The following is a 12,751-nucleotide window of genomic DNA, read 5'->3' on the forward strand; positions in this document are numbered from 1 at the left end:
GAATCTCTTCGTTGGCTTGTTTTTGAAGAGAGTGAGCACCTGCGTCTACGCGCCTTTTCAAGAAGTAAATTCCTCGGTGCAAGGCAGCGAAGAAGAATATTCTCTGAAGTTGCCTCGCTACTCACGTATCGTTAAGCAGCATTGGAACTTCTACTAAAACCGTGCACGTCCTGTGCAAGTCCGTTCCTTGGATAAGAAGGACACTTTTCCTTCGTGCGATGCCGATTCGGGAAAGATTTCCTTAATGCTCAAAACTACGCCGCCTCGACCTTCTTGCGACGCAGAGGACGTGCTAGTGTCGACATTGCTCGCGTGTCGTGGCGTTCTTGTCGACCTTCTAATTTGGCAACTTTTTTAACACTCACTTATAGGGAAAGGGTGGTAAGGATGAAAAAATTTGAACGATCTAAGGATGCCTATAATGAGGCAGTTGATTTAATGCCAGGCGGTGTTAACTCACCAGTCCGCGCTTTTAAATCTGTGGATATGACCCCTGTTTTCATGGAACAGGGAAAGGGTTCGAAAATCTATGATATTGATGGTCATGAGTACGTTGATTATGTGTTAAGCTGGGGACCCTTAATTCTCGGCCATGCTGATGACCGTGTTGTAGAATCACTTAAAAAAGCAACGGAACTTGGAACAAGCTTCGGTGCACCCACATTAATTGAAAATAAGTTAGCTCAGCTTGTCATTGATCGTGTGCCGTCCATTGAGATGTTACGTATGGTAAACTCTGGTACGGAAGCTACAATGAGTGCATTAAGGATTGCACGCGGGTATACGGGACGTAATAAAATCCTTAAGTTTGAAGGAAATTACCATGGTCATGGAGACTCTTTATTGATTAAAGCAGGCTCTGGCGTTGCTACACTAGGATTGCCGGATTCTCCAGGTGTACCTGAATCAATTGCAAAAAATACGATTACTGTCCCCTACAATGATATTGAGAGCGTTCGATATGTATTCGAGCAATATGGGGATGACCTGGCTGCTGTCATCATCGAGCCAGTTTCCGGTAACATGGGTGTGGTTCCACCGAAACCAGAGTTTTTGACTGAGTTGCGTACAATAACAGAAGATAATGGAACGGTTCTTATCTTTGATGAGGTCATGACCGGTTTTCGGGTAGGCTACAATAGTGCACAAGGACACTTCGGTGTAACTCCGGATATGACCTGCCTTGGTAAGGTGATCGGAGGAGGACTACCTGTAGGTGCTTATGGAGGAAAACGTGAGATCATGGAGCGTGTAGCCCCTGTTGGTGATATTTATCAAGCAGGAACCTTATCTGGAAATCCATTAGCAATGACTGCAGGATATGAAACACTAACTGCTATGAATCAAGAGGCTTATCAGGAAATTAACAAAAAGGTAGACCGTTTAATTGAAGGATTTACGGCAGCGGCCGAAAAATACCAGGTTCCTTTCACTGTGAACCGTGCTGGATCAATGGTGGGTTTCTTCTTTACAGATCAGCCGGTTACTGACTTTGCTACAGCTAATCAATCTAACCTCGACTTATTTGCGAAGTACTATAGGGGAATGATTGAAGAAGGAGTCTTTTTACCGCCTTCACAATTTGAAGGAGTATTTTTGTCCGTTGCCCACACGGATGAAGATATTGAATTTACAATTCATGCGGCAGAAAAAGTTTTTGCTGCATTATAATCGATGGATTAGGACATTGCCTTTATAGTGTGTGTTCAAAAGTTGACGAATGATAGACAAAGAAGTTCGAGGTGCGAAAGTTTTGAGGACCGCAAGCCGTATGCCTTTCATACGTGAGGACCGGAAAAACCGAGCAACGAAGAAATTCGCCGTTTACATTTGGTGACTTTTTGCATCCTCTTATAGGGGAATGTCCTTTTTAAAATCGTTTTATTCGTGTCTAGTTTCAACTCGTAGCCCTTTTCTAATAGCGTGACGTCCGCCTTTGCTTTTCTTAATCATGTATATAAAAGAGACTTATGCATATGGTGTAATAAACAACTATGTTGATTTTAAATAGGGAGGGGACGTTATTTTGGATAATAATCAAGAGCAAGTTTTTTCATTTCATTTAAATGAGTCCTTATGGTTTCAAGAAGGACAGGGGGTTCGCGAATTACTAGGTATATCGTTGGAACCAGAAGTAACGATAGAAAATTTGGGGGAGGAAGTCCGTCTTAAAGGCACTGTGGTTCTTGCTGGTGAATATATGCCAGGTCAAGAGGAGGATAAGTATGCTGAATCACCGGCCATTCAATCTGTCCGCGTTGTTGATTCTGTAGAAAGAGGAGAAGAAGGGATATATCAATTTAACCACACTTTTCCAGTAGAAGTAACCATTCCGGCTGACCGTGTGATTGATATGGATGATGTGCACATAAACATTGAAAGCTTTGACTATGAGCTTCCAGCTGAACATCAACTAAGACTCCAGGCTCAACTTAATATTAATGGGTTGAGGCAGGAGGAGGCTGCGGAAGAACCTGACTATGAAGAATACGATGAATCGTTGACTATTGGACCGATTGACTTTAACAAAAATGATGAATCACAACAGGTAGATCCAGGGAATGAAGCCCCTGTATTTGATCTTCAGGAACATCGAAAGCAACAGGAAGCTGAACAAGCAGAGGAGCTTGAAACTAGTGAAGACAGATGGCCATATAAAAAGTCACAAAGCTTATCGGACTATTTTAACGAGAAGAAAGGGAAGCAAACACCTGATGTATCCTCTGAAAGCACGAGTGAGTGGGAAGGAACAACGAATATAGTTGGGAGTAACACATCACCATCACCATCGCCACTTAATAAGGCAGAGGAAGTGCATGAGGATGTTGACAACGAATCTTCCTCTGCAGGTGTGGGTGGAATTAAACAAATATTTAAACACCTCTTCCCAAATCGGGAAGACACGTACACACAGATGAAAATGTATATTGCTCAAGATGATGAAACCATTGAAGCAATTGCAGAAAGATATGAAATCCCAGTTAAACAATTGGAGAAAATCAATAACTTAGAAGCAGATGTTAGCCCTGGCCAAATTGTATATATTCCGCGTTAAATCCATTTTAAGTGGAAAGCTATATAGATACCAATAAAGATTCCTGCTAAGAAGACATCAAGGGTAGTTGGGAAAAAGATGGTTCGAAACACTTGATAAATCATAATTGGCAACGTTGCTCGTTCAAGAACGTATAACCAATGTCTGCACCACGGTGGCAGTCGGTAGCGGTAAAAACGACTCATGTAAGTACCTCCTTTTTCACAAAGTGTAAGTGTGCGTGTCTTGAGCGTGGGACACCAAATTCGCCCATTCCACAAAAAAAGTTGACTTTAATAGTGAATTCTTTATACAATATGAAAAAGAATACCTATATGTGAAATGCCGTGAAAGGGAAGAGTACGTGAATAAACGCTTCAGAGAGGGAAACGATTGCTGAAAGTTTTCCAGATTGTTTATTGATGGAAGGTCGCCCTTGATGCAGTTTCTTTGAAACTAAGTAGAAGAAACCGGTTTGAAGCCGTTATGAACAATAAGTGTACAGGGGAAACTCTGTAAATTAAGGTGGTACCACGGATAGTAATCTCTTTCGTCCTTTTTCAGGATGAAGGGGATTTTTTTAATTTCACGATTATTTAAAGGAGGAAGACGGAATGGAGCAACAAGATGTAACTATGCCAACTAAGTACGACCCGGCTGCGATTGAAAAAGATCGTTATCAATATTGGGTAGAAGGCAAATTTTTTGAAGCAACAGGTGATGTCAACAAGGAACCTTATACGGTTGTAATTCCACCGCCCAACGTTACAGGCAAACTTCACTTAGGACACGCTTGGGATACGACACTGCAAGATATTTTGACTCGTGTAAAGCGCATGCAAGGATATGATGTATTATGGCTTCCTGGCATGGATCATGCTGGTATTGCCACACAGGCAAAGGTTGAAGCGAAACTCAAGGAACAGGGAACAACACGCTATGACCTTGGTCGCGAGAAATTCTTAGAAAACTCATGGGAATGGAAAAAAGAATATGCACAATTTATTCGTGCCCAATGGGAAAAGCTAGGTCTTGGATTGGATTATTCTCGTGAACGCTTTACGCTTGATGAAGGTCTATCTGAAGCAGTTAAGGAAGTGTTTGTGAAGCTTTATGAAAAAGATCTGATTTATCGCGGGGAATACATTATTAACTGGGATCCGGCAACGAAAACCGCTCTGTCTGATATTGAAGTGGAATATAAAGATGTTCAAGGCGCCTTTTATCACATGCGCTATCCACTTAAAGATGAGGAAGGCACGATAGAAATTGCTACGACAAGGCCAGAGACGATGCTTGGAGATACAGCAATTGCCGTACACCCTGAAGATGAGCGTTACAAGCATTTAATCGGCAAAAAGGCTGTATTGCCGCTTATTGGCCGCGCGTTGGATATTGTAGCAGATGATTATGTGGATATGGAATTTGGCTCAGGAGCCGTGAAGATTACGCCAGCCCATGATCCGAACGACTTTGAGATCGGGAATCGACATAACCTAGAGCGTGTCCTTGTGATGAACGAAGATGGAACGATGAATGATAAGGCAGGGAAATATCAAGGCATGGATCGTTTCGACTGCCGTAAGCAAATTGTAAAAGATCTTCAAGAAGATGGAGTTCTTTTTGAAATTGAAGACCATTTGCATTCTGTTGGTCATTCAGAGCGTAGCGGTGCTGTAGTTGAGCCTTATTTGTCTACACAATGGTTTGTTAACATGGAGCCGCTTGCGAAAGAGGCAATAGAACTTCAAAGCAGTGACGACAAAGTCAGTTTTGTTCCGGACCGTTTTGAAAAAACATATTTACGCTGGATGGAGAATATTCGGGACTGGTGTATTTCACGTCAATTATGGTGGGGGCACAGAATACCTGCCTGGTATCATAAAGAAACAGGTGAAATTTATGTAGGAAAACAAGCACCAGAGGATAGTGACAATTGGGAGCAAGATGAAGACGTACTTGATACATGGTTTTCTTCTGCTTTGTGGCCGTTCTCTACGATGGGATGGCCGGATGAGGACAGTGAGGACTTCAAGCGCTTTTTCCCAACAAACGTGCTCGTAACCGGGTACGATATTATTTTCTTCTGGGTAAGTCGAATGATCTTCCAATCAATTGAATTTACCGAGCGTCGCCCATTTGAAGATGTGCTTATTCACGGACTTGTTCGTGACGCAGAGGGCCGCAAGATGAGTAAGTCGCTTGGTAATGGAGTTGACCCGATGGATGTCATTGAAAAGTATGGGGCGGATTCCTTACGTTATTTCCTTTCAACGGGGTCAGCGCCAGGGCAAGATCTTCGTTTCCAATGGGAAAAGGTTGAATCGACATGGAATTTCGCTAACAAAATTTGGAACGCTTCACGGTTTGCTTTAATGAATATGGGTGACTTACCCCATGATGAGATTGATTTAACGGGTGAAAAGTCGGTTGCTGATGAGTGGATTTTAGCGAGGTTGAATGAGACGATCGAACAAGTCACGCGAAATATTGATAGGTATGAGTTTGGTGAAGCAGGTCGTCACCTATACAATTTCATTTGGGATGAGTTTTGTGACTGGTATATTGAAATGGCAAAACTGCCGCTCTATGGGGAAGATGAAGGACGCATTCATACCACACGTTCGATTCTGGCTTATACTTTAGACCAAATTATGCGTATGCTGCATCCATTTATGCCATTTATCACAGAAGAGATTTGGCAGCACCTTCCACATGAGGGAGAATCAATCACTCAAGCTGCCTGGCCACAGGTGAGAGAGGAATTTCATAACGAAACGGCTGTTCAAGAGATGGAGCGGTTAGTCTCAATTATCCGTTCAGTTCGGAACATTCGTGCAGAAGTCGACACCCCAATGTCTAAAGAAATTCAACTGATGATTCAGGCTAAAGACGAAACGGTTGTTGCTGAGCTTGAGAAAAACCGCAGCTACTTAGAGCGCTTCTGTAATCCGAGTGAACTCATAATTGGTACAGACCTTAAAGCTCCAGAAAAAGCGATGTCAGCCGTAATTACAGGTGCAGAACTTTATCTTCCACTTGCTGGGTTAATTAATATTAATGATGAAATTAAACGGTTAGAAAAAGAGTGGCAGAAATGGGATAAGGAAGTGGCCCGGGTACAGAAGAAACTTTCAAATAAAGGTTTTGTTAGTAAGGCACCTGAACAGGTTGTCGAAGAAGAACGGACAAAAGAGCAGGATTACTTGGATAAACGGGCTAAAGTAGAAGCTCGAATGAAAGAATTAAAAGCATAAGGATACGGGAGGGTATTCAAGTGAATACTCTCTTCTTTTTTCGAAGGAAGGTTATATCGATGAATTACCATGAGGCACTACAATGGATCCATTCACGTGAGAAATTCAAAATTAAACCTGGGTTAAAACGGATGGAATGGCTGATGGAAAAACTAGGTCACCCAGAACAGAAACTTACCTCTATTCACATAGCTGGAACAAATGGAAAAGGCTCAACATTGACTTTCTTAAGAAATCTTTTGCAGGAGCAAGGCTACACAGTGGGTACATTTACATCCCCTTATATTACTCGATTTAATGAACGAATAAGTATCAATGGCTTACCCATTGATGACGAAGATCTTGCCAATCTCGTCATGAATGTTCGGCCGCTTGCTGACGAGCTAGGCGATACAGAGTGGGGAGAACCGACGGAATTTGAAGTGATAACAGCGATAGCAATCTTGTACTTTTCCCGTCATCCCCTTAATTTTGTTTTGTTTGAGACAGGACTTGGCGGACGTTTAGATTCAACGAATATCATTCAGCCTATCCTATCAATTATTACAAATGTAGGCTTAGACCATATGGCGATTTTAGGTCACAGTTATGAGCAGATCGCCTATGAAAAAGCAGGGATTATTAAGGAGAATGTCCCTGTGATAACTGGCGCGGAACGTGAAGATGTTATTGAAGTCATACAAAAAAAGGCGACCATGCAGGATGCGCCACTAAATATTATCGGGGAAAGTTTTCACTATCATCATGAAACCAGCTCAGATCATGGCGAAGTTTTTTCCTTTTCCACTGCTAGCTATCAATCTCCTTTTTATCTAACTAAGATGATGGGCGTTCATCAAGTGAAAAATGCCTCTCTAGCCTTGTTTGCTATGGAAGTTCTTAAAGACTTCAGGTATAAAATCACCCGGGAGTTGTATGGAAGCGGAATTGAGGCAGCCCATTGGCCAGCACGTTTTGAAAAAGTGTCAGAACAGCCTCTCGTTATTCTTGACGGAGCACATAATCAAGAAGGTACCCAAGCACTCATTGATACTATGAAGCGGCATTATTTAGATAAGAAAATAACTATTCTTTATGCTGCTTTACGTGATAAACCAGTTAAGGGGATGGTTGGGCAGCTTGAGGAAATTGCGGATGAGATTTGGTTTACTCAGTTCGATTTTCCTAAGGCAATGTATGCAGAAGAAATTGCCCGCCTATCAACTAGTCATAAAAGTCATGTATGTATAAATTACAACCAGGCTGTTGAGGAAATTTATCGCTCTATGAATGATACGGACGTCCTGCTTATAACGGGTTCCTTATATTTCATTTCCGAAATTAGGAAGAATTTTGAATAAAAAGAACCCTTATGGTATGATGTTATTTATCGCTAAATCGTGCTTGTATTTTTAGAATAGTCAACTTTTGAATGATTGAATCTGGCCGCTAAAAAATATTGGAGTTTTTCAGCGGCCTCCTCTTGGGATATTTCGGTCTTTACCTTTCTGCTTGCCATCCTTCCTAAAAGAGCCTATACTATCTTCAAGAGAACGGGAACGTATGTACGCAACGGAGCGAATCTGGATTAAACCTGGCTGCCGCTTATTTTCAAATCCCAAGGGATGATGAAGAACGTGTTTCACAACTAGAACAGCTTCTCCAAAAGCCTAACGATCATCAAAAGAACCCACACAGAAATACAAGACCCACCCTCGTATTTTAAAAAGAGCACAGAAAAAGATGCCACTATGTCCAATTAAGGAGCGAAAATTCGGGCTGGACAATTTCTCGTGCTACCGAAAATGAGAGCAAGGACCAACATCGGGAAGTTGGGGTTATCGGCCACCATGCTCTAAGAAGGATTCATCCTCGCTACGGGCAATACGTCGTGGAGTTGGTGCTCAACGATAGCTTGGAGACAGAGCCCAAACCCAATAACAAACGCTACCATTATGTGTGTATTGCCTTACATAACTTATCCCTCAACCTATCAGATTATGAACTTGCCATTATTTCATTGGTTATCTTTGCCTCTATTCCCCACCAAGAACCAAATTGTTCTTTCCCTTCCCTAAAAAATTAATTAACAGATCAGGAGTAAAGTTGATGGAAAATACTTTCATAGTTTATTTTTTTATCCTAGGGCTGACGCTCGGCTCTTTTTTTAATGTTGTCGGTCTTCGGGTCCCAAAAGGAGAACTATTTGCACAGAAACGGTCTTACTGTCCAAAGTGCCTGAACAAGCTTACATGGCTGGAACTCCTTCCCCTCTTTTCTTACCTCTTGTTAAATGGCCGGTGTCGGTATTGCAAACAAAGCATTCCCAAAATGTATCCAGTAATGGAGCTTGTGAGCGGCATATCTTTTATGTGCAGTTATCTTATATTAGGGTTCCAAATGGAGTTAATTTTAGCACTGTTGTTAATGTCGTTATTCCATATTATCACTGTAAGTGATTTAAACTATATGATCATTCCTGATAAGGTGCTGTTATTTTTCTTAATTCCGATCATGATTTATCGAATATTTATTCCTTTAACACCGTGGTGGTCCTCCTTACTTGGAGCGTTCGTTGGGATGGCTGGAACAGGCTTAATTATTATTATCAGTCGTGGAGGGATGGGTGGAGGTGATATGAAGCTGTTTGGATTAATTGGTTTGGCTGTGGGAACGAATCTTTTACTACTCTCTTTCTTTCTAGCAACTGTATTGGCTACTATAGCAAGTATATGGCTGCTTTTAACCCGTGTTATGTCAAAAAATAACCCAATTCCATTCGGTCCTTTCATCGTCGCAGGAACGACAATAGCCTTTTATTTCGGTACATTGATCATTGATTGGTATGTGATTCGTTTCTTTTATTAAAAGAAACTTGTCGAAAGACACACGACAAAATTCAGCTAGTTTTTTAAAGCTTCTGTGATAGGGTTGGTAGAAACCATTGCAGGAGTGATATAGAATGAGCCCAAAAAATAAAATTTCTATTTCTTTACGTAAGCGAGAAGAACCGGTGAAACAAGAAATCTTACAAGCAAAGCGTGAGCAAGCAGCGGCGGCCGATGTGAAAGAGTCCCATGAATATAGGGGAGACTCTTCCCACATGCATGTACATGAGATGCCTTATAAAGGAAAGAAAACAAACGCCCCCCCCTTTATGAAGAACATTATGTTGTCTGTCATTACAGCACTCATCATAAGTTTAGCCCTTGGTTTCCTCTTGTTACGTATGTTTGTATCCGTTACAGGTGATGCTAGTTCAGCCAATGAAGCTGCCGATGCAGGAGCTACTGCCGTTCCAACGGATACTGCAAACATGGTCCCTGTCGAATACCCAGGTTTTGAAGCAACGGTCGTACAGGTCGGTGTTTATTCAACTGAAGGTAAAGCAAATGAGTGGGAGGAAAATCTAGCTGACCAATCTGTCCCTTCAGTAGTATGGGAGAGGGATTCCCAATTTTATTTAATCGCAGGTAGTAATCATGATCAAGTAGCTATGGAATTACTAGCCGCAGAACTATCAGCTTCTGATATTCCTACCTATATTAAACCCTGGTCGGTAGCTGGGGGAAGTGTAGAAGTTTCTGAAGCACAATCGTCCATTGTGGATACCATCGTACAACACATGGAAAAACAGACCTTAGCTGAGGTACCTGTTGAAGAACGAGAACAGCTTATGCAGGCATGGCAAGAAACGGAACATGCTGACGGTGCCTTCTTAAATGCGTTAAAAACATGGTCAAATGAAGGTGAGAACGGGATAACTTGGCTTATGTTTGCAAACGCACTGGAGAAAATGAAAAATAGCTAGTAAATAAACTATCATGTACTGAGACGATGAAGAAATTTAACTATTATCGTCGGATATTAATTTTTCATTTATGAATTCAATGATAAGAAACAGAAAATACGAAATCTCAGACAAGCAGTCTTTTGTGTAAACTATTAGTACCTCAAAAGAAGAGAGGGTGTGGATCTTGCCAACACTAGTATTAGGTTCCGCTTCGCCTCGCAGAAAAGAGCTTATGGAGCGAGCGGGTTTTACATTTGAAATACGTCCTAGTCTTTATGATGAAGTGATTACGGGAGAAATGAATGCGGAATATGTTGTACAACACCTTGCCAAACAAAAAAATCAAGCAATTCCAAGTTCGACAAACGAGGTTGTCGTGACTGCTGATACGGTTGTGTGTCAGGGAGAGAAGATATTCGGCAAGCCTAAAAGCTATGAAGACGCATATTCCATGCTAGAACAGCTTAGTGGCAAACGACATGCCGTATATACTGGGGTCTCTATTAGAAACCACAATCAGTGGGTTTCCTTTGTTGTATGTACAAACGTATATTTTCTTTCGTTATCACAAGCACAGCTGGAATGGTATTTACGGAAAGAGGAATCATGGGATAAGGCAGGGGGGTACGGAATTCAAGGTGCTGGGGCCCTTTTAGTTGAAAAAATAGAAGGGGACTACAATAATGTTGTAGGTCTGCCGATTTCAAGATTGACCCGCGAACTTGATACTTTCATGATCACACCTGACTGATTTTCTTTCTTTTGGGGAATGAGTTGGAGAGGAAGCGAGCCGTCAATGTCTGAAACGAGTATCATGATCAAAGATGTACCGAAGCAGGATCGTCCGAGAGAGAGGCTAATAGAGCTTGGAGCTGCCCATTTATCAAACCAAGAACTATTAGCTATTCTGCTTGGCAGTGGTACGAGACAGGAATCTGTAACTTCTCTTGCCCAGAGAATATTGATTCATTTTGAAGGCATTATGCTCTTAAAGGATGCGACAATTGAAGAATTAACTGCTATTCGAGGAATTGGATCAGCAAAAGCTGTTCTTATTCTTTCAGCGATTGAGCTTGGTCGGAGAATCCAGCAAATGAAACCTGTTGAACGATATATGATTCGAAGTCCAGAGGACGGGGCTGATTTTGTTATGGAGGAAATGCGGGAACTTAAGCAAGAGCATTTTATCGTTCTTTTTCTTAACACCAAGAACCAGGTGCTGCATAGGCAAACGATTTTTATAGGAAGCTTGAATGCCTCAATCGTACATCCTCGCGAAGTCTTCAAAGAAGCAGTCAAACGATCGGCTGCTTCTATTATTTGTGCTCATAACCATCCTTCCGGGGACCCTACACCATCTCAAGAAGATATTCATGTTACTAGGAGATTGCAAGAATGTGGCAAGATGATTGGGATCGAATTACTAGACCATTTAGTGATTGGTGATCGGAAGTTTATCTCATTAAAAGAAAAAGGGTACTTGTAACACTATCTATTTTTCATGATTTTTCGTATAATTGAATAGATGAACTGAATGAGCGCCATTTATAAGTTGATCTTATAAATTGGCGCTTCTTCTCATAAAAAATAGATGTTCTCCCCGTTTGGAACAAATGGGTTAGTAGAAAGGAAGATAGTATTGGGTTTATTTGGATTCTCACAAGATTTAGGAATTGACCTTGGTACAGCAAATACATTAGTATTTTTAAAAAATAAAGGTGTTATATTACGGGAACCATCTGTTGTTGCAAAGAATGCTCAAACAGGGGATATAGAAGCAGTAGGTAATGATGCCAGAAATATGATAGGACGAACACCTGCATACATATCCGTCATTCGTCCAATGAAAGATGGGGTCATAGCAGATTACGAAACAACGGCTCAAATGATGAAGCATTACATTAAGCAAGCAATTAAAACGCGGTCATTTTTCGCAAGTAAACCGAATGTAATGGTGTGTGTTCCTTCCGGTATTACAATGGTGGAAGAGCGTGCTGTTATTGATGCAACAAAACAAGCGGGAGCAAAGGATGCTTTTCCTATTGCAGAGCCATTTGCGGCAGCTATAGGGGCAGGGATGCCTGTATGGGAACCGACGGGTAGCATGGTCGTCGATATTGGCGGCGGCACGACAGAAGTTGCGATCATTTCTTTAGGGGGATCGTAACGAGTCAATCCATACGTGTAGCAGGGGATGAAATGGATGATGCCATCATCCAGCATGTCCGTAAAAAATACAATCTAATGATTGGTGAGCGAACGGCCGAGGAAGTTAAAATGGAAATCGGCGGTGCAGGGAGTTTTGAAAGTAAAGAAGAAATGGACATTCGAGGCCGTGATTTACTTAGTGGATTGCCACAAACGATTACGGTCCACTCTAATGAAATCGTAGAGGCATTGAAAGATACAGTGGATTCGATTATTGAAACAGTTAAAAATACCTTGGAGAAGACACCGCCTGAGCTTGCCTCAGATATTATGGAACGCGGGATCGTCCTGACAGGCGGTGGAGCTCTTCTAAATAATATAGATAACGTCATAGGTGAAGAAACGAACATGCCTGTATTCATAGCGGATGAGCCCCTTGATTGTGTAGCCATAGGTACAGGAAAGTCTCTGGAATATATTCAACACTTTAGATCTCAACCTAATGTAGCATCCCGCCCGAAAACGGATTAGGAGCCTTTT

9 protein-coding genes, 2 pseudogenes and 1 other annotated feature are annotated in these 12,751 nt (G+C 41.7%); of the genes and pseudogenes, 10 read left to right on the forward strand and 1 reads right to left on the reverse strand.

Going from position 1 to position 12,751, the window contains the following annotated elements; genetic code table 11:
• Positions 1 to 387 precede the first annotated feature (387 nt).
• Positions 388 to 1,671, forward strand: a complete 1,284-nt coding sequence (hemL, locus tag MUO15_RS01015; RefSeq protein WP_245032745.1) for a glutamate-1-semialdehyde 2,1-aminomutase — start codon at positions 388 to 390, stop codon at positions 1,669 to 1,671.
• A gap of 355 nt (positions 1,672 to 2,026) precedes the next feature.
• Positions 2,027 to 3,055: a stage VI sporulation protein D gene (gene spoVID / locus MUO15_RS01020; protein ID WP_245032747.1), complete on the forward strand. Its 1,029-nt coding sequence runs from the start codon at positions 2,027 to 2,029 to the stop codon at positions 3,053 to 3,055.
• Here the strand turns inward: spoVID and MUO15_RS01025 are convergent.
• The gene (locus MUO15_RS01025) at positions 3,052 to 3,240 is read right to left on the reverse strand and encodes a hypothetical protein (RefSeq protein WP_245032749.1); all 189 of its coding nucleotides are present in this window, start codon (positions 3,238 to 3,240) and stop codon (positions 3,052 to 3,054) included. The genes spoVID and MUO15_RS01025 overlap by 4 nt on opposite strands.
• A gap of 132 nt (positions 3,241 to 3,372) precedes the next feature.
• Positions 3,373 to 3,595, forward strand: a binding site (T-box leader).
• A gap of 53 nt (positions 3,596 to 3,648) precedes the next feature.
• Here MUO15_RS01025 and MUO15_RS01030 point away from each other — a divergent pair.
• From MUO15_RS01030 to MUO15_RS01065, 8 genes and pseudogenes are all read left to right on the forward strand, one after another.
• A complete protein-coding gene (locus MUO15_RS01030) occupies positions 3,649 to 6,291 on the forward strand; it encodes a valine--tRNA ligase (protein ID WP_245032751.1) in 2,643 nt (880 codons plus the stop codon).
• A 59-nt stretch (positions 6,292 to 6,350) separates the two neighbouring features.
• Positions 6,351 to 7,631, forward strand: coding sequence for a bifunctional folylpolyglutamate synthase/dihydrofolate synthase (locus tag MUO15_RS01035; protein ID WP_318036180.1), 1,281 nt, complete (start codon positions 6,351 to 6,353; stop codon positions 7,629 to 7,631).
• 748 nt (positions 7,632 to 8,379) lie between these two features.
• Positions 8,380 to 8,643: pseudogene (locus MUO15_RS01040) on the forward strand (prepilin peptidase); the annotation flags it as partial.
• A gap of 27 nt (positions 8,644 to 8,670) precedes the next feature.
• Complete coding sequence (locus MUO15_RS01045) at positions 8,671 to 9,138, forward strand: prepilin peptidase (protein ID WP_245035786.1); 468 nt, start codon at positions 8,671 to 8,673, stop codon at positions 9,136 to 9,138.
• Between the two features lie 94 nt (positions 9,139 to 9,232).
• Positions 9,233 to 10,081, forward strand: a complete 849-nt coding sequence (locus MUO15_RS01050; protein WP_245032753.1) for a hypothetical protein — start codon at positions 9,233 to 9,235, stop codon at positions 10,079 to 10,081.
• Between the two features lie 157 nt (positions 10,082 to 10,238).
• The gene (locus MUO15_RS01055) at positions 10,239 to 10,814 is read left to right on the forward strand and encodes a Maf family protein (protein ID WP_245032755.1); all 576 of its coding nucleotides are present in this window, start codon (positions 10,239 to 10,241) and stop codon (positions 10,812 to 10,814) included.
• Between the two features lie 45 nt (positions 10,815 to 10,859).
• Entirely contained in the window at positions 10,860 to 11,549 is a 690-nt protein-coding gene (gene radC / locus MUO15_RS01060; protein WP_245032758.1) for a RadC family protein, read from the forward strand.
• A gap of 153 nt (positions 11,550 to 11,702) precedes the next feature.
• Positions 11,703 to 12,742, forward strand: a pseudogene (locus tag MUO15_RS01065) (rod shape-determining protein).
• The last annotated feature ends 9 nt before the right edge of the window (positions 12,743 to 12,751 follow it).

The sequence above is a fragment of the Halobacillus amylolyticus genome, assembly GCF_022921115.1.
GTDB lineage: Bacteria > Bacillota > Bacilli > Bacillales > Halobacillaceae > Halobacillus_A > Halobacillus_A amylolyticus.

What these genes read in the sequence shown, in the direction of transcription:
- hemL (WP_245032745.1), top strand. Translation starts at nt 388, where the DNA reads ATGAAAAAATTTGAACGATCTAAGGATGCCTATAATGAGGCAGTTGAT.
- MUO15_RS01025 (WP_245032749.1), bottom strand. Translation starts at nt 3,240, where the DNA reads ATGAGTCGTTTTTACCGCTACCGACTGCCACCGTGGTGCAGACATTGG.
- MUO15_RS01030 (WP_245032751.1), top strand. Translation starts at nt 3,649, where the DNA reads ATGGAGCAACAAGATGTAACTATGCCAACTAAGTACGACCCGGCTGCG.
- MUO15_RS01035 (WP_318036180.1), top strand. Translation starts at nt 6,351, where the DNA reads ATGAATTACCATGAGGCACTACAATGGATCCATTCACGTGAGAAATTC.
- MUO15_RS01045 (WP_245035786.1), top strand. Translation starts at nt 8,671, where the DNA reads ATGGAGTTAATTTTAGCACTGTTGTTAATGTCGTTATTCCATATTATC.
- MUO15_RS01050 (WP_245032753.1), top strand. Translation starts at nt 9,233, where the DNA reads ATGAGCCCAAAAAATAAAATTTCTATTTCTTTACGTAAGCGAGAAGAA.
- radC (WP_245032758.1), top strand. Translation starts at nt 10,860, where the DNA reads ATGTCTGAAACGAGTATCATGATCAAAGATGTACCGAAGCAGGATCGT.